This window comes from Nocardia sp. NPDC004151 (genome assembly GCF_042874235.1).
Taxonomy (GTDB): Bacteria; Actinomycetota; Actinomycetes; order Mycobacteriales; family Mycobacteriaceae; genus Nocardia.
In genome coordinates this window covers 653,274-678,338 of the sequence record NZ_JBIAMR010000002.1, presented here as the reverse complement: position 1 = coordinate 678,338, position 25,065 = coordinate 653,274, and the positions used below count along the sequence as shown (strand labels likewise).

Genomic DNA, 25,065 nt, shown 5'->3' with positions numbered 1-25,065 from the left:
TCAGCAGGTGCTCGTTGAGGCCGAGCTCGTCGAACCGGTAGTACCCAGTGCTACGGCTGGGCGGTGCGGTCGTCGGGGGGTAGACCCTCGACGTGCCGCAGCCGGGCCGCGATGTCGGCGAGCAGGTCCATCGACTCGGTGGAGAGTCCGGTGGCGGTGGCGACGAGCCGCCGCAAACCCGGTGTGCTGAATTTGGTTGCCAGGGTGGCGGGGTCGGGTGTATCGGGGGCGGATGGGTGGCTGAAATGGTCACGTTCCATGCCGAAGAACTCGGCCATCGCCGACGCCAGGACGGGTGCGGGGTTGGCGCGGCGGCCGTAGCGCAGCTGGGAAAGGTAGGGCTTGGAGACAGGGTGCCCACGCGCGGCGAGTTGCCTGCAGAAGTCCGCATTCGACAGTGACCGCCCATGGCGGTGTTCCCACTGGTCGAACAAGGTATTGAGCCGGCGTGCGAACGGACTGGGCAACACTCACCCCTTCTGTGCAACGGTGGCGGGACCGAGTTCGCAGTGCCCACTGGCAGTTTCGGCGCGGTGGGTGAGGTTGGTCAGGCCGCTGGAGGTCAGCCCGTCGGGCAGGCCGCATCCGTCGTCCTCGACGACGATCACCAGATCGTCGGTCACGGTGAGTTCGACTGTCGAACCTGACATGACGGCAGCACCCCTCTCCCCGACCGGATACTGGTCGACAGCCCAAGTCTAGGGTCCAAAGTCCCTTTGGTGCCAAGAACCTTGGCCGGTGTGCAGCTGGGTGACGTCCGGAGGCGAAGACCACGGACCAAATTCCGCCTGTAAGACCTTCGGCGCAAGGGATCGAGTCTGGACCTCACACCCCGCCACACGCCCGAACGCCAACGAGTAGAGGGGATTCGGCAGGCGGTTGAACGGGTGGCACCAGGAACCCGAAGAACACCGGCACCCGACGTTCGCGCTCTGGACGGCGTTTTCCGAACGCCTGGGCAGGCTGTCCCGTCGCGGACACCAGCAATATGGCACCGAGCTTGCGACTCCGCCGGCCCGGTTTCGGCGGCATGGTGACCGGCACAGCCTCTTTAGACTGACGCCGTGTTTTGGCTGATCTTGTTGGTGCCGTTGGCCTGCTGGCTGTTCGCGGCCCGAACACCCCGTACCCGGTGGCTCGTGGGTGCGATATTGGCGGTGCTGACCGTGGCCGAGCTGGGTGTGGCGTTCGGAGGCTGGCGAGTGCGCCACTATCAGCACAGTCTCGAGGTGCTGATGATCGCCGCCGGTGTCATGGTGCTGCTGGCGGGACTGATCTGGGACAGGGCCGATACCGACGGTGGCAGGGTGCGACAGCGGATCGCCCGGGTGCTCGGCGGGCTGTACGGCGTACTGGCCTTGTTTGTGCTGCAGCTGTTCGTGCTGGGCGACCTCGGCGTCTTTGCGAGCGCCCCGTCCTACGGAGGCAAGGCCCTCGCAACCCCTGAAGCCAAACTGCTGGTACCCCTGCCCGGTGGTCTGACGGTCGTGAACGACATGACCAGCTGCGCGGACTCCGACGCGGGGGGCTTCTGCGATCGCACCTTCGCCATCGCCGCCACCGACGGCACGCCCGATGATCAGGTGGCTGGCCGCTTGCTCGCTCATCTGGGTGATTCCGGCGGCTGGACATTCGGTCCTGCGGTCGAGGAAAGGCTCGTCGACTGGAGCGGTACCCGGTGGCGCGCCTGCCGCACCGCGGGCTGGTGGCTGGATCGCCAGAACGAACACGTCTCGGTCTTCGCCTTCACCCCCGGCATACCGCACAACAACGGATTCGCCCCGGCACAGGCGGCCGCCACCGTTGAATTCGCGTTCTCCCACAACCAGGTCTGCAAATAGCGCGGGCGGACCATGCTCTGATCGGCCCCACCAGACCGGCACAAGCTGTCCTCGCCCGGACAGCGTTCGGCCCCGGAGTCCCGCCAATCTGCGCACGAACGCTGGCCAAGGATCACCCGATGATCTTTTCCGAACGCGGTGGCGCGACTGCTCACCCGGTCCCGGCGGTGGCCTCAGCGTCGGTGCCTGAGCTGGAGCAGATATCCGACGGCACCCGCGACCTACTCACGATGCGGGCTGTGCTCGACACACTGCGCCTGCACGGCGACGGCCCGTGGAACGTCGACGAACTCGCTGTACTCACCGGACGCGACCCCGCCAGCGTCGAGCGCGTGCTCCGCAAACTCACCGCCGACGGTATCGGCCACTTCAGCTGATCACTTCGCGATCAGGTGACGCCGAATTGGGGTCCCGGTAGAACGGTCCGGGCTACGTGCCGCGCAGGCGCGTCGTAGAAGGGGGACATGGGGTAGGACTTGTGGCACCCTCCAGCCATATGGCGACCCGACCCTGTGACACGGATCGATCCTGCCAGGCATGGCCCCGCGCACAGCAAGCGGTAAGCCCAGCCCGGCTTGCCGCGGGCCTGCCCTCGACGTCGCCGGCGGGGTCGGCCTCACCGCACCGAGCCAGGGGTGCGGCGGCGCGCGGTACGCGCTGCGCCGAGCCGCTGGCCCCGAGTAGCACAGGATGGGAGAGATGTCGAGGACGGCATCGTCCTCTGAGTATGTCGCGCCCTCGCGTTCACTCGGGAACGGCGGATCGCCGCCATATCAACGGGTCCCCGAGCGGGTCGTTCAGCTCGAGGTCGCGCCGGGCCGGGATCGGAGGTCCGATACGAAATCTCCTCCGCCGCAGCCCGATACGCGGAGCCGTAGAAAAAGCAATCGAATTCGATCATCGAATTCGGGGGCGGAATGAAGATCAAATAGCTTTACCTCGGCAAAGTCCGCTGTTTGCCCATTGTTAACGATGATTATTCACACAGAATCAGGAGTGGTTTTGCGGGTTTCTTCTTCATAACATTTTGGTGTGCGTCGTGATGGCGTCGTTATCTGGACTGTGAAAGGAAGCTCCCTACATGTTCTCTCGCAAGATTGTTGCCGCCGCGACCCTCTCGGCCGCCGCCCTGTTCCTCGGCCCGGTCGCGGCGGCCTCCGCTGCCGGCTCTCCCGCCACCGGCGCGGGTACGGCAGGCTCGTCCTCCGGTTCGGCTGACGCCGGCTCGTCCTCGGGTTCGGCAGGCTCGTCCTCCGGTTCCGCCGGCTCGTCCTCCGGTTCCGCCATGCTCGACTCCGGCAGCTCGGCACTCGACAACGGCAGCCACGCCATCATCAACATCCTCAGTCTGATCAACGGCACCGCGGGCCAGTCCAAGTCCGGCTCCTGATTCGGGGTGCGATGCCCGGCTCTGAGGTATCCGACGCACCCTTCAGCATGATGGTGGGCCGGGAGGGGTGCGCGACCTCCCGGCCCACCAGGTGCTCATGTCACGACCAAACCGATTGCTGTGTCGCTGATTTCGCGTAGCCGTCGGCGTGTTGCTGGATTGTTTGCCTGTGTGTGCGGATGGCTTTGTTGGGTGCCGTTGAAATACCTGCCTGTTGTTTGAGCCAGGCTTGGATCGCAGATCAGGCGGAGAGTGGCGTTTGCGCCTTCGGCGACGGTGCTGATCGGTGTGACACCGGCTTCGCGCACCATGGTCGTCGGCATGAGGGTTGCGGGGTGCAGGGCATTCACGGTGACACCGGTTCCGTCGAGTTCCTCGGCATAGTCGATGGTTGCCATGATCATCGCCAGCTTGGCGCGGCAGTAGGCGGTGTACGCGTCTCCACATACCGGGCCGGAAGGTCTCAGGCCTGGCGGAAACTCCCGCTGCGGCGCGCGACCGAAGCGGTCGTCGTCGGCTGGCTGCCCCGCCACGCCAGCGGCGAGGTGTTCGGATCCCTGCTCATCGCCGCCCACGACCAAGACGGGCAGCTGGTGCTCCTCGGCGCGGTCGGGACCGGGTTCACCGACGCCGCCCGCCGCTCCCTGCTCCTCGAGCTGCTGGCACTGTCCACCGCGACGCCGCCGGTCGCCGGCACGGTGCCGTCGTCGATCGCGGTCACCGCGCACTGGGTCACGTCGCGGCTGGTCGGCGATATCGCCTACCGCGAACGCACCGCCACCGGCCTGCGCCATCCATCCTGGCGCGGACTGCGATTCGACCGCGCACCCGAGGACATCACCATCCCCGAGACCAACTGAATCGCCCAAGACCATCGTTTTCCGAACAGCCCGACCGCCATCGGAAGGGGCGCGGGTACCTCCACAAATCGCCGCCCAACCCCATGGAATTCGGGGCTCTCGGCGCACCGAATCCGCCGGATGTTTTGAAATGGAAATGATTAACTCTTCGCCGACGGGGCCGAGCGGTTCGGGCCCGCGCTCGATCGAAGGGTTCTCCTGCATGCGCACTTTCCTTGCGGCAGTCGGCATTGCCACCGCACTGACCGTCGGAGCCGGGCAGGCGGTGGCCGCGCCGCCGGCCTTCGCCGACGCGCCAGCCCCGGTCGCGGAGACCGGTTCCTCCAGCGGGTCGGTCGGCGGTCTCCTCAACACCGGCCTCGCCTTCCTGCTGTGCATATTCACGCCTACCGGTTGCACCGCCAACACGGACGGCGGCAACGTGTAGCACCGCCGGCGCGCCGCCCCGGATTCGGGTGGTCCGGGCGTCTGGCGGTGGGCCCCCCGGACGGCAACCAATTGAGACCTGTCGGTTTGTTCAGTGGGTACGCTGCTGGTCATGGTGCGCCTTCCGGCGCCGATGTTCGCCACGCCCGGGCCCCGTACCCGCCGACGACGACACCCGGTACGCCTACGAATGGAAGTACGACGGAATCCGCTGCCTAGCATGGATTTCCGACGGCGTGTGCCACATGGTCAGCCACCGGCTTCGGTAACGACCCCATCATCTGTCGGCCACGATCGCGCACCGACCGGTTCAGAAGACCGACCCCTTGGTATGCGCTGAAGTGTCGGCGCAGCACACAAACCCTGACCGCTGAGCCGATACGAGGGTCTCGCCCCACATGTACCTATAGGACGTTGGGGGCGAGACCCTTGTCCATCCCGCCGGATGGCGGCAGGAGCACGTGGCGGATCCGGTTCAATGCCTGGTCAGGGGTGCGGTACGTGTATCAGATCGATGCGGCGCGGTCTGGGTGGCGTGCGAAATAATCGGATCGTGAGCGAATCACGGGATCCGGACAACAACGGCTACGTTCCGGAGTGGGTACAGGTCCCCGGGGTCCGGCCGATGGTCGGGAGCATCCGGTTCTGGTTCACCACCGGCCGGTGGGAATGGTCGCCGGAGGTGTACGTCATGCACGGCTACACCCCCGGCCAGGTCGAACCGACCACCGAGCTGGTGCTCGAGCACAACCATCCCGACGATCGCAACCACGTCGCCGAGGCGATCACCCGCTCGATCCGCCACGGTGAGCCGTTCTCGAGCCGTCACCGTTTCCTCGACACCTCCGGTGGCGAGCACGCGGTCATGGTGGTCGCCGACCGGATCTTCGACGCGACCGGCCACCCCGTCGGCACGTCCGGGTTCTACATCGATCTGTCCGACCGGCTGGCCGAGGCCGAACAGCACATGGTCGAGGAGCGGATGCCCGAGATGGTCGAAGAGCGCGCCGCGATCGAGCAGGTCAAAGGGGTGCTGATGTACGTGTACCGCATCAGTGCCGAGCAGGCGTTCAAGGTATTGGCCTGGCGCTCGCAGGACACCAACGTCAAACTGCGCGCCCTGGCCGAGCAGATCCTGCTCGAACTCGGCCGCGCCCAACCCGAGCCCGCCACTGTGAACGCGTTCGACAACATCCTGCTCACCGCCCACAACCGCGTCCTACCGCCCGAGCCGGGCTCGATCTCCTAGCCGCTGGCCATCGTTTTCCGAACAGCCGAATCGGTCGCCACACCGCGGTCGTCCTCAACGCCGTCGTCGCGTGGACAAAGGCGTTGTCAGTCGCAGCCCTTTCCTTCGATAAGGCGCACGACGAGGGTGACCCGCCCGGCTGGCGTCCACGCACCGACGGCGACGCTCCCCGAACCCAGATGGGTGAGGGTCTCGATATCTCCCTCGTCGCCGAGATCGATCGGCAGTGCGACGCGTTCGGACGAGTCGAAGTTCTCGTCGGTGACGATCAATGCGTCCTCGGTCGCGTGCACGGCGACCCGGTCGTCGTCGATCCAGCATCCGGCGAGCCCGAAACCGTACTCGGCGTCGACGTCGCTCGCGTCGAGCCGTGAGATCTCCCGCAGATCCGGCCACGACAGCATCCGTACGGTCTCCGGATCGCTCGGATACGGGGTGACGAGCAGCCTCGCGCCCGACGGACTGAAGCCCGCGATCACGGGATCATCTCCTGCGAGTATCTCGGTCAGATGTAGGCGCGATCCCTCGACATCGACGCGGAAGGCGAGGACGCCGTCCTGCCCCATGGCGAGCTCGAGAATCGCCGTGTCTCCGGCAGGATGCCGATGCAGGAAGGCGCGAGCGGCATCGGCGTCGACCGCCTGGTCGTCGAGGATCGCCCCGGTCGCGGAATCGAGTGCGAGCAGCCGGTGCCTCTCGCCGTCCGGGACGGCGACGACAAGTAGACCGCCCAGGAGCGCAGCCGCGTCGGCGGATAGTCCTGGCACCGTGACCACTTCTTCTCCGGCGATGACGAGCCCGCCGGCGGAAGCGAGGATGAGCAGATCGAGGCCGGACGCCGCAAGGACGCGAACGTCATCGTCCAGAGGGAGCTCTCGCCGCGAGTTCTCGGCGAGTCTGTCGTCGAGAAGGCGCACTGCACCGTCTCGCCACAGCGCGAACGTCGGACGCCCGCCAGCCTCGCCAGCAAGAACGAGACCCGACATCGGGTCCAGGACGTCGATCACGTTAGCGGAGTTGAGCATTCGATCACTGTATCGAGCACAGCGGTCACCTGAACGTGGCCGATCGTGTCTGCCCCCGGGGTCATACTGCCGCTCATCCTGTTCCAACACACACTCGCCAAGCTTTCAGCTGTGCGACCGGCTAAGGAGGGAACCCCGCTGCTCAGCTCGGGCCCGAATCGGACGGTGATGCGGTTGAACGTGGCGTCCTCTGCAGGCGCAGGCCATCGTTTTCCGGAAGCGGAGTAAGGGTTCAGGTCGACCCATTCCGGTGCCTGCCAGTCCGGAACCCCGACTGGTGGAGGTCCGTCATGTTCGGCGGTGCGTGCGCAGGCGGCCGAGCTGTTCGAGCGGGGAGTCATGGCACCGGAGGTCGCGCGACGACTGCGGGTGAGTGAGCCCGAAGTCGTCCTACTATGCGAGGGTGGTCCCCGTGGACGGGACGATCACGGCGGACGCCCGCGAACGCGCCGCCGGACGGGCGAACGGACGGCGGACGGCATGAGCGAGGTCTGGCGAGGGCTGCAGCCCCTGCGCGTGGCACCCGGCTGGCGGATCGACATCAACAGCCTCTACGCCGTGGACCCTTCACCGGAGACCATCGAGTGGTTCTACGGCTCCGCGCTGGTGAGCGGCCACCGGGTGCACGACGGGCTCTGCTTCGACGCGCGCTGGGAGCCGGAGGGCGATCCCGAGGGGTCCTACGGCGTCGACTTCCTCCGGCTCGCCGGATTCGGACGAAAGGGACGGAGCACCCGCGAGCCCACCCCTCTCGGCACCTGGACCACCAGGAGCCGGACCGCGCTCGTGACAGCCCTGGAGGAGTTCATGTTCACCGGGAACCTCCCCGCCGGCCACACCACTCCCGAACCATCACGATTGACTACCTGACTTCGGCTCGTCAGGGTGAACCTTCGCGCAGGCCCTGATGGGTCTGGAGCAGTGGCAGTATCCGGTGGTGTGTGAGCTATGCGCATGGGGCGGGCTGACCGCCGCGGCTGGAACCACTGTGTTCATCCCTGCCGGTCAACTCCGCCACGATCGGGGTCGCCGCAGCAGCGGCCGAAATTCGGGCGGGCAACGGGCCCGATCGTGTCGGCCCTCGGGGTCGTACTGCAGCTCATGGGAGTACGGCGTGCGGCGGCATTCTCCGCGGTGAATAACAGGCAGGGGTTACCGCCGCCGCCCGACCGGGCCGGGCCGCTACCCACAGCTCCGATCGCGTGCGGGGAGCACGCTCGGTGTAGCTCAGTCGTCCTGGGGCCATCTGGTCACCACACGTGCGGGGCGTGGACACCCACTACCGGGTCACATTCGGATCAGGGTCAGCCGACGTCGCGGGTGTGGATTTTCAGGCTTTGAACGTCACCGGTGGGGTCGTTGACAGCGAAGCTGAGGACCCGGTGCGGGTGGATGCGGATGATCGCGCCGTCGAAGCCGCTGCTGGGGTCGACGTAGACGGAGTCGGTCGGGGTAGTGAGGGCTTCGGCGTGGCCGCGGATTTCGAGCATCCGGGGCCGCCAGGGGGTGACCGAGGCCAGGTCGTCGACGACGAAGGCGACGCGCCCGTTGTCGGCTACGTTGCGGAATTTGCGGCTGGTGGCCATGCTGTGTCCAGCGATGTCGATGGTGCCGGTGCGGGAGTTGTAGTGGAATCCGACAGGGCTGACCTGCAAGGTGCCGTCGGGTTGGGAGGTGGCCAGCCGTCCGAGGGGCTGGCTGGCCAGGTAGTGCAGTTCGGCGTCGGTAAAAACCATGGCGGGATCACTCCTCGAGGATGTGGATCGCGGGTGCGCCGGTCCTGGCGTGTCAGTGCCGGGGTGTGAGACGGATGACGGGCAGTTGCCGGTCAGTTTTGCGCTGGTATTCAGCGAATCGTGGTGCGGCGGTGGTGATCTGCTGCCACGCGCGGTCATGGTCCGTGCCGTGGAGCTGTTCGGCGGTGACGTCGTGGGTGCGCCCGGCCAGTTCGATGCGGATCTTGTCAGGGTTGGCGGCGATGTTGTAATACCAGGCAGGGTTCTTCGGTGCGCCTGCGGCGGAGGCGACGATGAGCCAGCTGCCGTCCTCGCCGGGAAACCAGCCCACGGGGGTGCGGCGTTCGGTGCCGGTTTTGCGGCCGACGGTGGTCAGCACGAGAGCGTTCATGCCGCCGAAAAAGGTGCCGCCCTTGCGGATTCGTTTGGCGGCGAAGCGGTTCAGCCATCGCATCAGGGGTCCGGCCGTGGGCTGGCGGGCGCCGGTGGTGCCGTTGGGGGTGTCGAAAGTCATCGCGGCCTCTCGATAGTGGGGTTCGTAGCAGTCCGTGCCCACCCGCTTACGCCGATCTTGCGGGCCCCGACGCCGAGCCAGCGCTTTCGGCCCCGCATCGAATCACGATCGAAGCCAGGACTCGGGTGCAGGTCTGCGTTGGCCGACGCGGTCACCGTCTTCCACTCTCCAGGCACACGACGACGCTATAGCGGCTGAGCTGCGGGTACCGGGGAATTTCACCAGGACACGCGGGCACCACGTGATCCAGCCGGTCACCGTCATCGTCTTCCGAACGACGTCACCGGGTTCGCGTGACCTACTCGCGGATGCCACCTTACGCCGAGGCGGCAAGGGGGCGGTGGTTCGCCGCGTAGTTGGCTGTGGCCTGCCGTTGACCTTGAACGCCTACCTCGAGGCAAGTCGGCCCTCTTCACGATGGCGCAGACCCGTCGGCACTGGAGGGGTCGCCGAGAACTGTCACAGCCCCACCTCCTGCATGCGGTACAGCCATGCCTCAGCCTCCACCGCGCACGCCGCGGCGATGGCGGTGAGGACGACGACCGCGAGCGGCCGCGCACACCATCAGGAACACCAACTCGGCCAATCTGCGCGGGAGAGACCATTCGGACGGAAACCAACCGATCGTTTTACGAACGGTGAGGGTGCCTGACGAGGTGGCGGCGACCGGTCGCTGGCGTCATGCGTGCTGGCGAATCCGGCCCCCTCACACCGGCACGATCCGGTGTGGTTCGACACGCTCGGTTGCGCGGCGGATGCCGCGCAGGAGCAGGACGGCCGTGATCACCACCACCGGGCCCGGGGTCGGCTCGACGATGACAGCGCACAGGGCGCCCCAGGCCAGCACCGTCCAGGCCAAGAAGATCGGCGGCACTATGGCGTGCCGGGCCATCCACACCACGAGTAAGCCGACGAGCAACAACGGCAGGCCGAAACCGGCTGGGTTCGCCCAGAAGGCGTTTGCCGGCCCGGTGTCCTCCCACCAGTGCCCCCAAAGCCGCAACGTAAACCAGTCCCCGAAATGGGCCGAACTGATCAACAGCCCGACGGTGAGGTGCCCGCCACCCACGACCGCGAGAACGCGGCCCGCCCATTCGATCATCCGATGTGCACTGGCCTGCTCCATTGCGACCCCTCCAGACGTTATACGGTAGCGTATAACGCTGAGCTTAGACCGTGATATACGGTTCCGTATAGATGCTTGGGGCGTGACACGGGGCTCATACACCGAGAGGCGCCGATGACGGCGGACGGCTTGAGTGTGAACGAGTAGTCGTGGTTGTAGAGCGGCAGATCCTTGATCGGAATCTCGGTGAACTACTTTTCACCTACAGCGTCGTCCCGGGCTCACCATCGGACGTCGGCCTTCGCAAGCTCGCATGACCAAACCCGCAGCCGCTCGGTCGTTGCGGCAGAACAAGATCGGCTATTGTCCGACTCACCATCAACAGCATGCATGCGAGGGAACGTGGTGAGCGAGGCGAGGCGGGCTACTCCGGCCGACGGGGATTTGGATCCAGGATTCTTCGACGATGACGCGCAGCAGTCCGCGGAGTGGCTCGCGTGGAGCGACCAGGCCGCGATCGATGGCCGGCTCGAGTCGTTGTTCGGCGAGACGTTGCCGAGATTGGAAGCGGTGCGGGGCACCGATGGTCGTCCGGCCCTGGACGACCGGTTCAGCGCCGCTGCGTTCGACTGGGTCGTTTCACTGATCGAAGTCGCTGTGCTGGACGAGGATGGGCGTTACGGAGTCGAAAACGGCTATCTCGCTGAGCAATTCATCACCTATGTCGGTGAGTGGATGGTGCGGCGGATCGAGGGGGTTTGGTTCAACTCGCCGGGGAACGGGGTGCCGATCCTCGACGGGTTCGGCCCGGCGATCGGCTACAGGTGGTCGCAAGAATCCGCGAACGATCTTCTGGTGCCGCTGTTCATGATGGCCGTAGAAGCCGACGATGCGCCGTATGCGTATTTCGTCGACCTATTGTACGGGCGCGCACTGGAATTCGCGGAGGAGCGGGACCAGCCGGACCTGAAGGCGGAGCTCCTCGCCTGACGGTGGGCGGATGAATCCGAGGAAACGAATGGTGTACGCAGTCCGGTCGCACGGAATACGGCTGCACCTCAGCCCGCATTCTTCGTCTCGGCTTCGAGATCATCCGGGCATGGCGCATACCGCGCTGACCGAACCGGCCAGCGCGGGTCGGACACCAGTCGAGACGACCAGCCACTCTCCCGCGCGAGAGTCACCGTTCCGGGTGATCACCACAGCGGGAGGTACGTCTCCGACGTCAGGGCCGTAATGACACCAGCTTCCGCACCCACGAACGTTTCGGATCCTCATCCGAACGCTCGTCCGTCGCTGCGGATTCGGCCGATGCGAAGGGGCACCCGGACCCTGCTGCCGGGGCATTCGCGTCCAGCGGCGCTCGCCGCACGAAGGCCGGCCGCAGCCCGGGGTCCGGCGGATCGTAGTACCGGTGGAAGGTCGGGGTCAGACTCGCCGACAGCGGCGGATTGATCCAGCTCCAATCGGCCGGGCATGCTCGGCCCGCATCCGCCTCGCGCTCGACGTGGTCGATGAACTGCTTGGCGACCGTGTGGTGGTCGACCAGATGGACGCGAGACTGCTTGTAGCTGTGCAGGATTGCACGACTGAGCTCGACCAGCGCGCGGTCGCGCCAGAGTGTCCGCTCGCTCGAGCAGTCCATTCGCGCGTGCTCGGCGATCCTCGGAAGCATGTCGTAGCGGTCGGAATCGCCGAGGTTGCGGCCGATCTCCGAGGAGACGTACCAGCCGTTGAACGGCGCACACGGATAGCTGATGCCCCCGATCTCCAGGTCCATGTTCGACACCGCGGGCACCGCATGCCATTTCAAGCCGAGGTCACCGAACCAGGCGTGGTCGGGATGAGTCAGCGGAACCTCGAGGATGAGATCCGCGGGCACCGGGAACAAGTGCACTTGCCCATCGGGCGACTGGATGAGCAGCGGGAGCACATCGAAACGGCCCTTGCTGCGAGGCCGCCATCCCTTGGCCATAGCGAGATCGGTGAGTTCGACATTCGCGGGATCACCGAGCAGGCCGCCGGGAACTCGATACCCCGCATAGCGGATGAGCTGGGCGTTGAGAATTCGGAACGCCCGTCCTTCGGGATCGGCGGGCGGTCCGATGGTGATGAAACAGCGGACCGCGCCGCCATTGGTGGCGCGGCGCAGATGCTGCCAGCATGCCTGCGCGATGTCGGCCGCGGTGCGCGCGCTACGCGCATCGAGGACTTCCAGTGCGCGCCAATGCTTTCGGCCGACGCATCGATCGTGGTTGCGCCAGGCCAGCCGGGCGCCGACGCCGAGTTCGTCGACAGTGTGCCGGTAGGTGCCGGTACTCCGGAACTCGCGCAATGCGGTCGTCACGCGGTCGGAGGGCAGGTGCGCCAGTTCAGGGTGAGCGAAGAACTCCGCGCACTCACGCAGCCGCCCACCATCCGCGCCGGTAGCGGGTGGTGTGTCGGCGTGACCGACCGCCGCCTCCTCGTGCTGCTGACCGGTCGCGGGCGTTCTGCTCCGCCGTGATCCAGATACTGCGGTGGAGATCGTCATGAAGTTGTCGCCTTCGCGCTCGATTCAATCTCGCCTGATATCCAGCCTCAGCCCCTTCCTGACTTCCTTTCCCGCCGCTGAATATCGCACACTTCGCCCGCGAGTTGCCGCGGTTTGCCGCGTTGGAGGTCACACGTGCGGGTGCAGCCGATCGGGAGCACCGACCGGGCACATCCCGAATGATCTCGGCTACTCGGCTCTGACGCCGCCGTGCAGCCCCCACTTATCGAGACCCGAGTAGATCAGCGCAACACGTGCTCTGGGGAAATCCATGCCCTCGGCCTCCCCGGTGTACAGCGCCACCAGTGAGTCCGAGCCTCTCCACCAGGTGTCCGCGAGGCCCATCACCTCGCGCACCGGTTCGTAGTCGTCCAAGTCGATACCGTCGAGCTCATCGCCGACGAGCCTGGTGATCTGCCGCGCCCACATCGATGCGTGGTCGGCCAAAGCGAGCGATTCCACCCAGCCCTCGACGGTCGAGTGCAAAGGCACCCACCCCGCCCTGTCAGCTTGGATTCCGAACTCGCCGGACGGGCTGATCATAAACGCGAAGGGCACCGCGGTTCGCTGCGGGCCGGCTTCGAACCACCATCCCGCAGTGTCTGATTCGGGCGAATCCGGATAGAAATAGCGCGGGCCGCCGTCGTACTGCGGCGCAGGTGGCAAATGCAGCCCACCCCACTTCTTCTGGTAGGCCGTCATCCGGTCGATCACATCTGCGGGAATGCCTCCCTCGAGCCACCATTGCCGATGGTCTTCCACCGGCCGGACCTCGACTTTGACGCCGTGTGTGCTGACATACGATCGGGCTCGCGAGGTCAAGCCATCGGGAATACCTTCGACGGGACGGACGATCACCGGGGCGAGCTTATCCGGTGGAGCGAACCAATACGTTGGTAGAAGCTGGCGCGCTCGGCCTACCGAGAACGGTTGGGCGGTGGTGGAAACCGTGGCGTCGTAGCGGTGGGAAGAGATTCCCATCGTGCGGGGTTGACCACGCCCATGACTGTCACCGCGATATCCACCCTGCAAGCTCGACCCGGTAAGGAAGATCTGGTGCGGGCGCAGGCGTTGTCGTTGATCGAACCGTCGTTGGCCGAACCCGGATGCTTGGGTTACCAGCCCTACCAGCACCCGACGCGACCTGGGAGCTGGGTCGTGATCGAAACCTGGGACAGCCGTGCGGCTTTCGAGTCACATCTGAGCAGCCCGCACCTGCAGCAAGCCTTTGCGGCGGGCACCGAGTTGTTGGCCGGACCGCCCCAGGAACAGGTCTTCGAGGTGCCCGGCACGCTCTGATGTCGTGTGATGGTCGGCTTGTCGTCGGAGCGGGGGGCGATTTACGCGAGGCAGATCAGGAACTCTCTGACGTTGACGGCGGGCGGGAGGATCCAGGGTAGGCAGGGTAGGGCGGAGAAGCCGGCCATGGCTTCGGTCCGTTGCTCCGTTCCGAGGGCAGGCGCCGGGTCGGCTGTGGCCGCGCCCGCACCGGCGGTGGTGATGCAGGCAATCGCCAGGGCTGTTGCCAGCGCACTCGATTTCTCGGTCATGACAACCTCGCTGTCGTAGCATCGGGCGACCTCGCCCAGCACGCTCGATTGCGCTCGGACCACTGGACACGTCGACTCGGCGGAACCGGAATGCTTCAACATCAATTAACCCTCAGGGCAGCGATCTTCCGCAACTGGACCTGCTCGGACATCGGGATTTGGCCAACCCGGGATCGGCTGAGCCCATGGAATTCGGGGCACTCGGGTGCACAGATTTCCCGAACTACTTTGAAATGGAACTGATTAACTCTCTGGGGCGCTGGGCCGAGCGGTTCGGCCGCGCGCTCGATCGAAGGGTTTCCTGGATGCGCACTCTCATTGCGGCGGTTGGCATTGCCACGGCATTGACCGTCGGAGCCGGACAGGCGGTGGCCGCGCCACTCCCCGGCCTCGACACTCCGGCCACCCCGGTCGCAGCGACCGGCTCATCCACCGGCTCGGCAGGGATGGTCTCGGCCCTGCAGTTCCTCAGCAATCTCCTCGCGTGCATCCTCCCGCCTTCTCCTGGCTGCTACACGGGAGGAGATGGGTCCGTAATCTCGTAGCGCGGCCTTCGGCACGACGCCGGGTGACGATCCGCCTGCCGCCAGATGCGCTCGATGAGGTGGAAGCCGCGATCACGCGAGCTCTCGCTCCATTCGGGAGGCAGCAAGGGTTCGCGGAGCGAGATATGTCGCGATGTTCAGTCGCGCGGGGTCAGCAGGACCAGCGGAATTTCGCGAGTGGTGTGCTGCTGATAGGCGGCGTAGCCGTCATATCTCGCGATCACCTTCGGCCAGAGCTCGGCCCGTTCCTCCGCGGTCGCCGTCCGGGCGGTCATACGTCGACGGGGGCCGCTGCGGAACGACACGTCGACCTCGGGCTGGTCCCGCAGATTCAGATACCACGCCGGATGGGCCGGGCCACCACCGCGGGACGCCACCACGACGATCGTGTCGCCGTCGACCAGCGGGGCGGTGAGCATCACCGTGTGCAATCGTCCCGACTTCCGTCCGACCGTGGTCAATTCCAGTGACGGCATGCCACTGAAGGAGTTGCCCAACTTCCCGCCGCTCGCTCGGAGCAAGCCGCGGTGCGCGATGTTCATTGCCTTCAAGGCCAGGTTGGGTGGCAAGGGGTCTCCTGTGTCGGGATTCGACCGGTTGGCGAGCTCGCCCCGTGAGAATCGAGCATTTGCAGGCGGTCGAGCGCACCGGACAAGGCAACCAGGCCGGCCGAGTCGCGGTCTTGGATAAACGCGACAGCCTGGACTCGGACGCTCGATCCCCCGGTCTGCTGGGCGAGACATTTCGGCACAGGCATCACCAGCACTCTGTCGTAGCGCTGCCCGGACACGATGTACCCGAACCCAACGAGAACTAGAACATATGTTCGACAGTGAGATACTCTGCTTCGCGTGAAGACACCTTCGACTGCACTGGCCCAGGGTGCTCCGGCGCGGGGATGGTCGGAACTGGCCGATGTCGACTTGCTGCGCACCCTCGTCGAGACCGAACGCCACCGGCGTCGACTGGGTGCGGCCATGGTCGCGGCCGTCGCCGAGGCCGAGCGCCGTGGCCTCGCCGCCGATACCGGCTACCGCGACACCGCGGAGCTACTGAGTGATCTGCTGCGGATCAGCGCCTCCGAGGCGCGGAGGCGGATCGAATACGCCGCACCGCAGGTCCGCTCACGTTCCAGAAAGGCGTGGAGGGCGTTGACTGCGGCAGGGTGATGTCGGCCTGGAGAGCCTTGCCGAGGAGTCGGCGGCGCGGTCCGCGACTCCCCCACCAATAACGCACTACCACCGCGATGCCAGGACTCAATCGGCCCGGTGTGGCTGATATGGGCGAGTTCGCGGGTGCTCACGCAGTGTTCGTGAGTAGTTTCTCGGGTATGGACAACGAGGGACCCAGCCGGACGGCGCTCGTGACTGCTTACGCACGCGCCTATCATCAAATTGCTGACCGGCCAAGGATTCTCACCGATCCACTGGCGGCACGGCTGGTGGGTGTCAGCGTGGACGAACTGACCGAATTCGGGCAACCCGCGCCGGATCACCCCGGGGCTGAAGCGGACTCGGGAATTCTGCGGCTGGGGGTCAGTGATCGGCCGCGCCGCTTGTTCTTTGCCGCTCGTTCCCGTTTCGCCGAGGATCGTGTGGCCGAGGCCGTCGCTGCCGGGGTGCGACAGGTCGTGATCCTCGGCGCGGGACTCGACACCTTCGCCTACCGCAACCCACACCCCCGTTTGCGTGTCTTCGAAGTCGACCATCCCGCTACCCAAGCCTGGAAACGCCAACGCCTCGCGGCCTCCGGCATCGACCTGCCCGAGCCGTTGACTTTCGTGCCGGTCGACTTCGAAACCGACTCACTGGCAACACGATTGGAAACCGCCGGATTCGTCCGGACCGATCCGGCCGTGTTCGTGTGGCTCGGTGTCGTCTTCTATCTGACTCCCGATGCCGCCCGCACCACCCTCGAATACATCGTCGGCCAATCGGAGCCGGTCGAGGTGATCTTCGACTACCTGCAGGCCGCGGACACCGAGGAGGATCGCGCGCAGCTGCGGGCGCGCGAACATCGAGCGGCAGCTGTCGGCGAACCCTGGCGCAGCTATTTCACTCCCGACGACCTCGCCGCACAGTTGCGCGCGATGGGCTTCACCGACGTCGAAGACCACTCCGCCACGGACCTCATCGCCGGATACCTCGATGGATCCACGGAATTCGAGGGCGAACCACCCCAGGCACTGCGCCCGGTCCGGCTACTGCGGGCGAGCCGCATCCACGCCTGATCCGGCCGATCGGTCCGGGCCTTGCCTCTAAAATAGAGGCATGACCGAAAGTCTCATACTGCCGGTGTGGCAATCGAAAAACCCCACGCGGCTGCCGGACCTGCTCGCCGAGGAGGCGACGTTCTCGAGTCCGGTCGCCGATTACCACGGCCGGGCCCGCGCGGCGCACCTGCTCGCCACGATCGCGACGGTGCTCGACTCGGTGCACCAGACCCGGCAGTGGACCGACGGGCGGGAGGGGATGTTCGCTTTCACCGCACGATTCGCCGACCAGGAACTCCAGGGAGTGCTGCGGGAAGAACTCGCCGAGGACGGCTATCTGACCCACGTGACGTTGTTCCTCCGCCCGTATCGGGCCCTGCGCGCGGCCATCGCGGAAATGGCGCGGCGACTCGAGAATTCACCCGCGCCGCAGGAGATGTGATCGTGGCGGCCGGAACGCCACGCCCGGGAAGCCCGGTGCGCGGGTCGACCACCGGACGCCCGATCATGGCCCTGTTCGACCTGATCGGACGGCGCTGGGCGCTACGGGTGATCTGGGAACTCGATCGAGCCCCAAACCCCCTCACCTTCCGCGAGTTGCGCACCGCCTGCGGCGACCTCTCCTCGAGCGTGCTGACCCGCCGACTGGCCGAGCTCGTCGAAGCGCGGCTCGTCGAACACGAGGCGGGCTACCGACTGACCAGCGCCGGGCGTGCACTCGTCGAGCGGCTCACACCGCTGACGCAGTGGGCGCAGGAATGGCAAACGACGATGGATGAGTCGACACCCCACGCTGGGCGGTAGCCCAACGCGCCGAACGGGTCGTTCTGCGGAGTCGGCAGCGGATCCGCACTGCCGACCGCCATGGAAGTACCGGCACAGCACAACACGGCCGAAACTGCGATCACAACCGAGCGCAGCTGACCACGCTTCACCACTGAACCCGGTGCACCACAGGCTGATACGACACTGCCCATCATTCGGAATCCCCTCCCTGGAGGGGACCGACTCCCGCGGACCCCCTAAACGCCGTCAGAGTACATCCCCCGATCGGGATGGATACCCGAACCGACGACCAAGATCGCGCCGGTCGCGACCGCCGCGCACACCGGCGAGCGACCGAACTCCGGCAGCAATAGCACTATTCTGCCGATTCCGGTGCGCCCCGTCAGGGGATCACAGTTCGGACCAGGGGAGGTTCGGCCGGGTCGCGGGTGGAGGCGGAGGTGGGGATCGGCCAGTGCCCGGGGTGAATACTGGCCGATCCGGTTACCTCACTGCCGCTGTCCGCGCGCCGAGCTCAATCAGCATGCGGCAGTGGGGGTATTCGGGTGGGTGCCGCCGACCGTGGGGGTCGGGCCCGTTGGTCGGCGGCGCCCGGGTGCCTCATTCGGGGTGAGGCGATGCGAGCGGGAGTTGGGGGGTCACTCGCATGGAAAACGGTAGAGATCGGGTGGGCGGAAGGGAAACAGCTATTTGGGCGCAATTCATCAATGGCCGTTGTCAATTGCCGGTGCGCAGGGCGGCGGCGATCTTGCGGGTCATGTCGGCGACGACCGGCTGACCGGGGCGGCTCGTCGCGGCGGCGGCTTCGACGGCGATCAGGACGGTGGTGCGGAAGTTGGTGGCCTCGGCGGGGTTCTGGGTGTCGACGAGGGTCGCGGCGGCGGTGAGGGCGGGGAGGACCTGGTCGGCCAGGGCGGCGACGGTCTTGCCGGTCAGACGGATGTCCTTGGACTTGGCATTCAGGACGTGGCCGATCTCGCCGGTCGCCGACAGCAGGGCGGTGGTGCCGGCGGTGGCGGCCTCGCCGGGCTTGTCGGAGGCGGCGGCGAGCAGGGAGACCGCGCCGTAAGCGGCGGTGCGGAGGGTGGCCTTCGACTGGTCGGTCAGGGCGAGGGTGGCGGTGGCGGCGGACATGGAGTGCTCCTTCGGAAGGTGTTGTGGCCCTGAGCCGGTCGGTGGGTCGGGGCCGTCTTGCTCGATGGGAGTACTTTGTCCGGGACCGCTGACAGGGTGCTGATGACGGACTGACGCGGCCGCTGACACCGCCGCGTCGCCGACGACGCGGCGGTCAGGCCGGGCCGAATCCCGCTGCCGGAGGGTCAGAACGGGACCTGGGTGCCGAGCGGGGCGGGGGTGGTTCCTCGGCCGGAGAGGGCTCGGCAGAATTCGATGGCGTCGAGTTCGAAGGCTTCGCCGTCGGGGTCCGGGGAGGTCCAGGCGCCGCCGGCGGGGCCGGTGAGGGTGAGGCGGTAGGGCTTGTCGTGGCGGGCCGCCCATTCGCGGACCACGTCGTCGATGATGCGGCCGTCGTGGTCGGCGGTCAGGGCGAGGGGGCGGCCGGTGGCGCGGCTGAGGTCGATGCGGTGCATCCACGGGTCGCGGGTGAGGACGACGTCGATGAGGTAGCCGAGGGTCCAATGTTCACGCTCGCCGTTGACCAATTCCGAGCCCGCCATCGGGCGGCGGCGCAGGAATCCGGGGGTGCGGCGGCGGCCCTTGGCGGCCTTCGGGCCGATCCGGTAGAGGTCGGCGACCAGTTCGGCCGGTGTGTGCCTGCCGAATTCGCGGACCTGGAGGGCGGTGAGCGCGTCGACCATCTCGGCTTCCCCTCCGAGCCGTTTTTCCGCGATGCGCATCTGGCGGCGGCTCTCGAAGGGTGATGAGGCCATCGTGGCCATGCCCACCACGTGCGAGACGAGTTGGTGCACCGTCCATTCCGTGCATTCGGTGGGTCGTTCCCAGTCGCCCGGGGCGAGGGCGGCGACCGCGTCGGCGACGCGGGTGTATTCGTCGGCCGCGAGGCGCATGGCGTCCGGGCGGGCGATTCCGGGCTGGAGCGGCGTCGCGATGGCGCCGCGCACTGTGGTCTGGTTGTCACGCATGGCTTCCCCTAATGCGGTTCGGGCCCCGATGTTTCGGAGTCCGGCGGCAGGCCCACGCCGTCGGCCCACATCTCCACGGCCCGATCCAGCAGGCGGCGGCGGGTGTCGCCGCCGGGATCATTGGCCAGCTGCTGATCCACCAGGCCACCGATGATGGCGAAGAGGATCTCCACGTCGTCGCGGTCCGCGACCCCGGCCGAGCCCAGCAGGTCGATCGCCTGCTGGACGGTCCGCACCGAGGCCGCGAACGCCTCCTCGGACGGAACGAAGCCGGGGATCGTGCGCTGATTCATCAGCTGGTAGCGGGCCAGGTCCGCCACCGAGAACTCGAAGAACGATCGCGCCATGACCCGGACCCGGCCCCGCGGGGAGTCCGGCAGGTTCCGCAGCTCCCGCCCGGACACCTCCTCGTACTCCAGCCAGGCCGAACCGAACATGGCGTCGTAGATGGCGTTCTTGGAGGCGAAATGCGTATACAGCGAGGGCGCGCGCATCCCGACCCGATCGGCCACGGCTCGCAGCGTGAGCTGCGCCAGCCCGTGCTCGCGGGCCACCGACCACGCGACATCGAGAATCTCCCGCCGAGTCGCCTCACGACGTTCGGCTTTCCTATCGCGCGTAGTTTCACCTAACACAGTTAGGAGTGTGAGCCGGGTCATGGCAGAAGTCAATAGCCGGACGACATGATCGGCGGCCGGCGCGGTATCGAGATCGGCCGGACTCAGTCCGGCGCGCAGCCCTCCGAGCGCGCCGAGGTGAGGCGGAGGCCGCCGGAGAGGGCGTCCGCCATGGTGTGCAGCAGGGGGCTCCGGGTGGCGGTGCGCCAGGCGGCGGCGTAGGTGATGACCAAGGGGCGCGGGTGGAGGGGACGCCACACCAGGCCGGGGACCGAGGCCGTGCGGGATGAGCCGACCCCGATCGACTGCGGCCGCAGGGGCAGCAATTGCAGCATCTGGGCGTGACTCATGGCGCTGTCGCTCAACACCACCGACGCGCCCCGCTCACGCAGCTGGGCCAGCACCGAATCGTGGACTTCCGGGGCGGCGTCACGCGCGAACATGATGAGCTCCTGCTCCCCGATGCACGCCGGTTCCACCGAAACCGCCGCGGCGAGCGGGTTTTCCCGGGACATGACGATGCCGAGCTCCTCGTCGGCGACGGGCGTGCAGGTGAGATGGTCGGCCAGGCGGACCGGCAGCCGCAGAACCGCGAGATCCACCTCGTTTCGATCGAGCAGCCGCGCCTGATCGCCGCTGGTGCCGGTGGTCAGGGCGACCCGGACGCCGGGCTGGCGAGCTTTCACCAGCGCCTCGATCCGGCCGGGCAGCCAGGGCGGCGCGCCGTTCACGATGCCGAGCCGGAATACCGCGTTGCCCGGCTGTGCCACCGCCCGCGTCTCCCGCACCGCGATCTCGGCCGCCTCCAGCACATTTCGCGCCGTCTTCAGCAACACCTCCCCCGCCGCGGTCAACTCCACCCCGTGATTCCCACGGATCAGCAGCGGGCCGCCCACCTCCCGCTCGATGGCCCGGATCTGCTGGCTCAATGTCGGCGTCGAGATGAACAAGCGCTCGGCCGCCCGCCGAAAATGCAGCTCCTCGGCCACCGCCACGAAGTACCGCAACTGCCGCAATTCCACCATTGAACTGTAGGCGTCCACACCGCTCACGGGACCGCGCAGGGGCACGGGTTCGCGATATCGCGACCGGCGTGGGGGCGGACTGGACAGCCCGCCGACTACGCCCAGCCCGGATGCGGCGCGGGCTGGGTGACGGTGGCCCACCGCTCGGCGATGCGGCGACCTTGGAAGCGCCAGAGCACGAAGCCCTGAAAGGTCATGGGTTGACCGGTCTTCCGGTCGGTCCAGCGCCAGATATTGCGGCACATGACCTTGTCCCCCTCGGCCAGCATCTCCACCACGGTGACATGCAGACCTGGCAACGCCTCGTACATGCCGAGCATCATCTTCTCGTCGCCGATCAGGTCGGTCGGTTTCCCACCGGGGCCGTCGTGATCGAGGAAATCGGGGGTCATGTTGCGGTGGATGACGGCGGCATTGCGCCGGTTGACGAATTCCTCGAAATGGTCCGCCACGAACTGTTTCATGGAATCGAGGGAGAGGTCGGTGGGCATGTTCGCCTCCTCTGCACGGCCGGACGACCATTCCATGGTGCCGCCCGATCGCTCACGCGGGTAAGCGATTGGGCGGCAACAGGTCAGAGGTTGGGCAGTGTCAGAGGTTGGCCGGTCGGACGACCATCACGGACGAGGCGCGTTTGCCGGACTCCTGAAGGAGGGCGATGGCGTGGCCGGCGGGGTCCAGGGCCGCGTAAACGCCTGGGATACCGACCGGTTCGAGCCAGCGGCCGTTGCGGAGGTCGTTCGCCTGGGCGTCGGTGATGTCGCGAACCGGGAAGGCGGTGCGGACCGCGGTGTCGATGTCCAGGTTCAGGACCGGTTCACCCGCCTCGGCGGCGGCCTCGACCTGGGCCAGGCTGCGAGCATGATCGAGCGTGAAGGGGCCGACCGCGGTGCGACGCAGGGCCGTGAGATGGCCTCCGACGCCGAGCTTTTCGCCGAGATCGCGGGCCAGGGCGCGAATGTAGGTGCCCGAGGAGCAGTCCACGGCGACATCGAGGTCGACGAAATGGGTGTCGCCGGTGTCGATGTCGCGGCGGGCCAGGATGTCGAAGCGGCTGACGGTGACGGGGCGGGCCGCCAGTTCCACGTCCTCCCCGGCGCGGGCGCGGGCGTAGGCGCGCTCACCGTTGACCTTGATGGCGCTGACGGTGGCGGGGACCTGCTGGATGTCGCCGGTCAATTCGGCTACACGCGCGGCGATCTCGGCGTCGGTGAGGTGCCCGGCCGACGTGGTGGCGGTGACCTCGCCCTCGGCGTCGTCGGTGATGGTGGCCTGTCCCAGGCGGATGGTGGCCGTGTACGACTTCGTGGTCAGGATGAGCTGACCGAGCAGCTTGGTGGCACGCTCCACGCCCAGCACCAGCACGCCGGTGGCCATCGGGTCGAGGGTGCCCGCGTGGCCGACCTTCTTGGTGCGCAACAGCCTTCGGCTCTTGGCGACCACGTCGTGGCTGGTCCAGCCGCCCTCCTTGTCGACGATCAGCAGGCCGCCGAAGGCGTCCACCAGGGGCGGCAGCTTCTCCCGCTTGGGACCGGCCTGGCCGCGACGCTTCGCACCGCCGCGCCCGGCGCCGCGCTCGGTGTCCGCCGAGCCGGCTGCTGGGGCGGCCATGTCGGTTTTCGCCGCCCCCGAGGAGACCTCGCCACCTGCCACGCCGGATGCCGCTGCCGCCGACCCGGATTCCGTCGGTGCCGCGGCGTCTCCCGCGATCGATTCCTCGCCCATCAGGCCGTCACGATCGCGGTGAGGATGAGCCCGTCGCTGACGACCCAACGGCCGTCGAAGGACGTCAGCGGAGTACCGCCGTCGGTGACGGGGCCGGGGATCAGGAGGTCGCTGTGGAAGGTACCCGCGCCGCAGTCCGCGGACTCCTCGTCCACGGTGAAGGTGATGTGGGCGTCCTCGAACCCGAGCCACAGGCCGGTGAGGGGGAACCACGCTTTGTAGGTGGCCTCCTTGGCGCAGAACAGGAGCCGGTCCAGGTGCAGGCCGGTGCCGGGGAGCACCGCGGAGAGCCACGCGCGTTCGGGCTCGAGGCTGACCGACTCCAGGACTCCGTCCGGGAGTTGACCGTGCGGTTCGGCGTCGATGCCGATCGAGCGGAAGCGGAGCTTGTGGCCCAGGGCCGCGGCGCGATAACCGTCGCAATGGGTGAGGCTGCCGACGATGCCGCGCGGGAACACCGGTTCGCCGGTGCCGCCCTTGCCGATGGCGACCGAGGGCTCCCCCAGCTGGGTCAGGGCCTGCCGGGCGCAGTAGCGGGCGCCGATGAAATCACGGCGGCGCTTCTCGACCGCGCGGGCGATCAGATGCTCCTCGCCGGGATGCGGTTTCAGATCCTCCGGGTAGGCCGTCAGCTCGGCCGCCGCGACCCCGCTCGGGAGAATTCTGCCGAGTATGCGCGCCGACTCCGTCGCCGCGACTGCCCGCTCCTCGATGACCCGCCTCCTGCTCGCTTCCACCAACTGCCGAATCGAGCCTACCGGGCAGGCCGGTCACGGACCGCTTCGCGCGGACGTGCGCGGCCCGGCCCGGCCTTGCCGCGACGGATCAGACCAGGCCGCGACGGCGTTCGGCCTGCTCCTTCATCTTCACGGCGGCCGCCTGCATCTCCGGGGTGATCTTGAAGTGGCCGCCCCACTCGTTGAGGGTGTCGCCGTAGTCGGGGACCGGCAGGATCTGGCGCAGCAGCTTGTCCGGCAGGCCGCGGCGCTGCCACTCCCGCGGGTAGCCGAGCGACACCTCCTCGAAGCGGACGCCGTCGTACCAGGTGGTGCGCGGAATGTGGAGGTGGCCGTAGACGGCGCAGACCACGTTGTAGCTGGTGTGCCAGTCCGCGGTCAGGTCGGTGCCGCACCACAGGGAGAACTCCGGGTACCACATCATGTCGACCGGCTTGCGCAGCAACGGGAAGTGGTTGATCAGGACCAGCGGAGTGTCGGCGGGCAGCGCGTCGAGGCGGCGCTGGGTGTACTGGACGCGGGCGTGACACCAGGCGTCGCGAGTCAGGTACGGCTCGGCCGACAGCAGGAACTCGTCGGTCGCCACCACATTGCGGTCACGGGCGATGGCCAGCCCCTCGGCCTTGGTCTTCGCGCCCTCCGGCAGCCACGAGTAGTCGTAGAGCATGAACAGCGGGGCCAGGGTGACCGCGCCGCCGAACTCCTCCGCGCCCGCGCCCTCCCACACCGGGAACGGGTCCTCCGGCGTGACGACGTCCAGATCGCGGCACAGCGACACCAGGTAGTCGTAGCGGGCCGCGCCGTGCATCTGCACGGGATCCTTTGCGGTGGTCCACAATTCGTGATTGCCGGGCACCCAGATGACCTTGGCGAAGCGGCCGCGCAGCGTCTGCAGGGCCCAGCGGATGTCATCGGTCTTCTCGCCGACGTCACCGGCCAGGATCAGCCAGTCCTCGGGGGAATCCGCGTGGATCGCCTCCACCACCGGCTTGTTGCCCTGATGACCGACATGGATGTCGCTCACCGCCATCAACTTCGGAATCACCCGGTTCCGCCTTCCTGTTCACGACCGTCCTGGCAGCAACCATCCCGGCCTCCACCAGATTCCCATGCGAGGGAGAAACCG

33 protein-coding genes are annotated in these 25,065 nt (G+C 67.2%); 14 read left to right on the top strand and 19 right to left on the bottom strand.

The genetic code is table 11. From position 1 onward, the window contains the following. Positions 1-50: 50 nt before the first annotated feature. Together ACFYTS_RS06860 and ACFYTS_RS06855 are read right to left on the bottom strand one after the other, a co-directional pair. The gene (locus tag ACFYTS_RS06860) at positions 51-467 is read right to left on the bottom strand and encodes a transcriptional regulator (protein WP_387301878.1); all 417 of its coding nucleotides are present in this window, start codon (positions 465-467) and stop codon (positions 51-53) included. Between the two features lie 3 nt (positions 468-470). Beyond that, positions 471-650: a hypothetical protein gene (locus tag ACFYTS_RS06855; protein WP_387301876.1), complete on the bottom strand. Its 180-nt coding sequence runs from the start codon at positions 648-650 to the stop codon at positions 471-473. Positions 651-1,151: 501 nt separating this feature from the next. On the opposite strand from ACFYTS_RS06855, the gene ACFYTS_RS06850 reads away from it, so the two are divergent. The 3 genes from ACFYTS_RS06850 (at position 1,152) to ACFYTS_RS06840 (ending at position 3,231) form a co-directional block, all read left to right on the top strand. Beyond that, a complete protein-coding gene (locus tag ACFYTS_RS06850) occupies positions 1,152-1,841 on the top strand; it encodes a hypothetical protein (protein WP_387301874.1) in 690 nt (229 codons plus the stop codon). 119 nt (positions 1,842-1,960) lie between these two features. Then, positions 1,961-2,218 (top strand): hypothetical protein, encoded by a 258-nt coding sequence (locus ACFYTS_RS06845; protein ID WP_387301872.1) that lies wholly within the window; start codon positions 1,961-1,963, stop codon positions 2,216-2,218. A 704-nt stretch (positions 2,219-2,922) separates the two neighbouring features. Then, entirely contained in the window at positions 2,923-3,231 is a 309-nt protein-coding gene (locus tag ACFYTS_RS06840) for a hypothetical protein (protein WP_357281198.1), read from the top strand. A 95-nt stretch (positions 3,232-3,326) separates the two neighbouring features. On the opposite strand, the gene ACFYTS_RS06835 is transcribed toward ACFYTS_RS06840, so the two are convergent. Continuing rightward, complete coding sequence (locus ACFYTS_RS06835) at positions 3,327-3,629, bottom strand: hypothetical protein (RefSeq protein WP_387301870.1); 303 nt, start codon at positions 3,627-3,629, stop codon at positions 3,327-3,329. Between the two features lie 147 nt (positions 3,630-3,776). On the opposite strand from ACFYTS_RS06835, the gene ACFYTS_RS06830 reads away from it, so the two are divergent. The 3 genes from ACFYTS_RS06830 (at position 3,777) to ACFYTS_RS06820 (ending at position 5,766) form a co-directional block, all read left to right on the top strand. Continuing rightward, positions 3,777-4,091, top strand: coding sequence for a hypothetical protein (locus ACFYTS_RS06830; RefSeq protein WP_387301868.1), 315 nt, complete (start codon positions 3,777-3,779; stop codon positions 4,089-4,091). A gap of 202 nt (positions 4,092-4,293) precedes the next feature. Next, a complete protein-coding gene (locus ACFYTS_RS06825) occupies positions 4,294-4,518 on the top strand; it encodes a hypothetical protein (RefSeq protein ID WP_387301866.1) in 225 nt (74 codons plus the stop codon). Between the two features lie 552 nt (positions 4,519-5,070). After that, positions 5,071-5,766, top strand: a complete 696-nt coding sequence (locus ACFYTS_RS06820; RefSeq protein ID WP_387301865.1) for a PAS and ANTAR domain-containing protein — start codon at positions 5,071-5,073, stop codon at positions 5,764-5,766. Positions 5,767-5,852: 86 nt separating this feature from the next. On the opposite strand, the gene ACFYTS_RS06815 is transcribed toward ACFYTS_RS06820, so the two are convergent. Continuing rightward, positions 5,853-6,791: a hypothetical protein gene (locus ACFYTS_RS06815; RefSeq protein WP_387301863.1), complete on the bottom strand. Its 939-nt coding sequence runs from the start codon at positions 6,789-6,791 to the stop codon at positions 5,853-5,855. A 480-nt stretch (positions 6,792-7,271) separates the two neighbouring features. Between ACFYTS_RS06815 and ACFYTS_RS06810 the strand changes: the two genes are divergently transcribed. Next, positions 7,272-7,661 carry a hypothetical protein gene (locus tag ACFYTS_RS06810; RefSeq protein WP_387301861.1) on the top strand — a complete coding sequence of 130 codons (390 nt, stop codon included), beginning with the start codon at positions 7,272-7,274 and terminating at the stop codon, positions 7,659-7,661. A 434-nt stretch (positions 7,662-8,095) separates the two neighbouring features. Here ACFYTS_RS06810 and ACFYTS_RS06805 read toward each other — a convergent pair whose 3' ends face one another. The 3 genes from ACFYTS_RS06805 to ACFYTS_RS06795 all read right to left on the bottom strand — a co-directional run bounded on the left by ACFYTS_RS06805 (position 8,096) and on the right by ACFYTS_RS06795 (position 10,167). Then, on the bottom strand, positions 8,096-8,527 hold the full coding sequence (locus ACFYTS_RS06805; RefSeq protein WP_387301859.1) for a PPOX class F420-dependent oxidoreductase: 432 nt from the start codon (positions 8,525-8,527) through the stop codon (positions 8,096-8,098). A 52-nt stretch (positions 8,528-8,579) separates the two neighbouring features. Further along, positions 8,580-9,041 (bottom strand): nitroreductase/quinone reductase family protein, encoded by a 462-nt coding sequence (locus ACFYTS_RS06800; protein ID WP_357281231.1) that lies wholly within the window; start codon positions 9,039-9,041, stop codon positions 8,580-8,582. A gap of 706 nt (positions 9,042-9,747) precedes the next feature. Beyond that, positions 9,748-10,167 carry a DUF6463 family protein gene (locus tag ACFYTS_RS06795; RefSeq protein ID WP_357281233.1) on the bottom strand — a complete coding sequence of 140 codons (420 nt, stop codon included), beginning with the start codon at positions 10,165-10,167 and terminating at the stop codon, positions 9,748-9,750. Positions 10,168-10,512: 345 nt separating this feature from the next. On the opposite strand from ACFYTS_RS06795, the gene ACFYTS_RS06790 reads away from it, so the two are divergent. Next, positions 10,513-11,097, top strand: a complete 585-nt coding sequence (locus ACFYTS_RS06790; protein ID WP_387301856.1) for a hypothetical protein — start codon at positions 10,513-10,515, stop codon at positions 11,095-11,097. A gap of 235 nt (positions 11,098-11,332) precedes the next feature. Here the strand turns inward: ACFYTS_RS06790 and ACFYTS_RS06785 are convergent, their stop codons facing one another. Continuing rightward, positions 11,333-12,640, bottom strand: coding sequence for a nitric oxide synthase oxygenase (locus ACFYTS_RS06785; RefSeq protein ID WP_387301854.1), 1,308 nt, complete (start codon positions 12,638-12,640; stop codon positions 11,333-11,335). Positions 12,641-12,829: 189 nt separating this feature from the next. Next, positions 12,830-13,498 carry a hypothetical protein gene (locus ACFYTS_RS06780; protein ID WP_387301852.1) on the bottom strand — a complete coding sequence of 223 codons (669 nt, stop codon included), beginning with the start codon at positions 13,496-13,498 and terminating at the stop codon, positions 12,830-12,832. A 132-nt stretch (positions 13,499-13,630) separates the two neighbouring features. Here ACFYTS_RS06780 and ACFYTS_RS06775 point away from each other — a divergent pair, with 132 nt between their 5' ends. Then, positions 13,631-13,939 carry a putative quinol monooxygenase gene (locus tag ACFYTS_RS06775; RefSeq protein WP_387301850.1) on the top strand — a complete coding sequence of 103 codons (309 nt, stop codon included), beginning with the start codon at positions 13,631-13,633 and terminating at the stop codon, positions 13,937-13,939. Positions 13,940-13,980: 41 nt separating this feature from the next. Here ACFYTS_RS06775 and ACFYTS_RS06770 read toward each other — a convergent pair whose 3' ends face one another. Further along, positions 13,981-14,292, bottom strand: a complete 312-nt coding sequence (locus tag ACFYTS_RS06770; protein ID WP_387301848.1) for a hypothetical protein — start codon at positions 14,290-14,292, stop codon at positions 13,981-13,983. Between the two features lie 83 nt (positions 14,293-14,375). Between ACFYTS_RS06770 and ACFYTS_RS06765 the strand changes: the two genes are divergently transcribed. Next, positions 14,376-14,735: a hypothetical protein gene (locus tag ACFYTS_RS06765; protein ID WP_387301846.1), complete on the top strand. Its 360-nt coding sequence runs from the start codon at positions 14,376-14,378 to the stop codon at positions 14,733-14,735. 137 nt (positions 14,736-14,872) lie between these two features. Here ACFYTS_RS06765 and ACFYTS_RS06760 read toward each other — a convergent pair whose 3' ends face one another. Then, the gene (locus ACFYTS_RS06760; RefSeq protein WP_387301844.1) at positions 14,873-15,304 is read right to left on the bottom strand and encodes a nitroreductase/quinone reductase family protein; all 432 of its coding nucleotides are present in this window, start codon (positions 15,302-15,304) and stop codon (positions 14,873-14,875) included. A 282-nt stretch (positions 15,305-15,586) separates the two neighbouring features. Here ACFYTS_RS06760 and ACFYTS_RS06755 point away from each other — a divergent pair, with 282 nt between their 5' ends. From ACFYTS_RS06755 to ACFYTS_RS06740, 4 genes are all read left to right on the top strand, one after another. Further along, positions 15,587-15,904, top strand: coding sequence for a DUF222 domain-containing protein (locus ACFYTS_RS06755; RefSeq protein WP_357281251.1), 318 nt, complete (start codon positions 15,587-15,589; stop codon positions 15,902-15,904). Between the two features lie 161 nt (positions 15,905-16,065). Continuing rightward, the gene (locus ACFYTS_RS06750) at positions 16,066-16,965 is read left to right on the top strand and encodes a class I SAM-dependent methyltransferase (protein WP_387301842.1); all 900 of its coding nucleotides are present in this window, start codon (positions 16,066-16,068) and stop codon (positions 16,963-16,965) included. A gap of 40 nt (positions 16,966-17,005) precedes the next feature. Then, positions 17,006-17,389 (top strand): hypothetical protein, encoded by a 384-nt coding sequence (locus ACFYTS_RS06745; protein WP_387301840.1) that lies wholly within the window; start codon positions 17,006-17,008, stop codon positions 17,387-17,389. Beyond that, a complete protein-coding gene (locus ACFYTS_RS06740) occupies positions 17,386-17,751 on the top strand; it encodes a winged helix-turn-helix transcriptional regulator (RefSeq protein WP_387301839.1) in 366 nt (121 codons plus the stop codon). The genes ACFYTS_RS06745 and ACFYTS_RS06740 overlap by 4 nt, the downstream gene beginning before the upstream one ends. Positions 17,752-18,450: 699 nt before the next feature. Here the strand turns inward: ACFYTS_RS06740 and ACFYTS_RS06735 are convergent. The 8 genes from ACFYTS_RS06735 to ACFYTS_RS06700 all read right to left on the bottom strand — a co-directional run bounded on the left by ACFYTS_RS06735 (position 18,451) and on the right by ACFYTS_RS06700 (position 24,969). After that, complete coding sequence (locus tag ACFYTS_RS06735; protein WP_387301837.1) at positions 18,451-18,867, bottom strand: hypothetical protein; 417 nt, start codon at positions 18,865-18,867, stop codon at positions 18,451-18,453. Positions 18,868-19,052: 185 nt separating this feature from the next. After that, positions 19,053-19,835 carry a maleylpyruvate isomerase family mycothiol-dependent enzyme gene (locus ACFYTS_RS06730; protein ID WP_357281264.1) on the bottom strand — a complete coding sequence of 261 codons (783 nt, stop codon included), beginning with the start codon at positions 19,833-19,835 and terminating at the stop codon, positions 19,053-19,055. A gap of 8 nt (positions 19,836-19,843) precedes the next feature. Next, positions 19,844-20,470: a TetR/AcrR family transcriptional regulator gene (locus tag ACFYTS_RS06725; RefSeq protein WP_357281267.1), complete on the bottom strand. Its 627-nt coding sequence runs from the start codon at positions 20,468-20,470 to the stop codon at positions 19,844-19,846. A gap of 86 nt (positions 20,471-20,556) precedes the next feature. Further along, positions 20,557-21,474: a LysR family transcriptional regulator gene (locus ACFYTS_RS06720; protein WP_357281269.1), complete on the bottom strand. Its 918-nt coding sequence runs from the start codon at positions 21,472-21,474 to the stop codon at positions 20,557-20,559. 98 nt (positions 21,475-21,572) lie between these two features. Further along, positions 21,573-21,968, bottom strand: a complete 396-nt coding sequence (locus tag ACFYTS_RS06715; protein WP_357281272.1) for an ester cyclase — start codon at positions 21,966-21,968, stop codon at positions 21,573-21,575. Positions 21,969-22,068: 100 nt separating this feature from the next. Then, positions 22,069-23,202 carry a tRNA pseudouridine(55) synthase TruB gene (gene truB, locus ACFYTS_RS06710; RefSeq protein ID WP_387301834.1) on the bottom strand — a complete coding sequence of 378 codons (1,134 nt, stop codon included), beginning with the start codon at positions 23,200-23,202 and terminating at the stop codon, positions 22,069-22,071. Beyond that, positions 23,202-23,876, bottom strand: a complete 675-nt coding sequence (gene npt, locus ACFYTS_RS06705) for a 4'-phosphopantetheinyl transferase Npt (protein WP_387302097.1) — start codon at positions 23,874-23,876, stop codon at positions 23,202-23,204. The genes truB and npt overlap by 1 nt, the downstream gene beginning before the upstream one ends. A gap of 151 nt (positions 23,877-24,027) precedes the next feature. Then, a complete protein-coding gene (locus ACFYTS_RS06700; protein WP_387302095.1) occupies positions 24,028-24,969 on the bottom strand; it encodes a metallophosphoesterase family protein in 942 nt (313 codons plus the stop codon). Positions 24,970-25,065 lie beyond the last annotated feature (96 nt).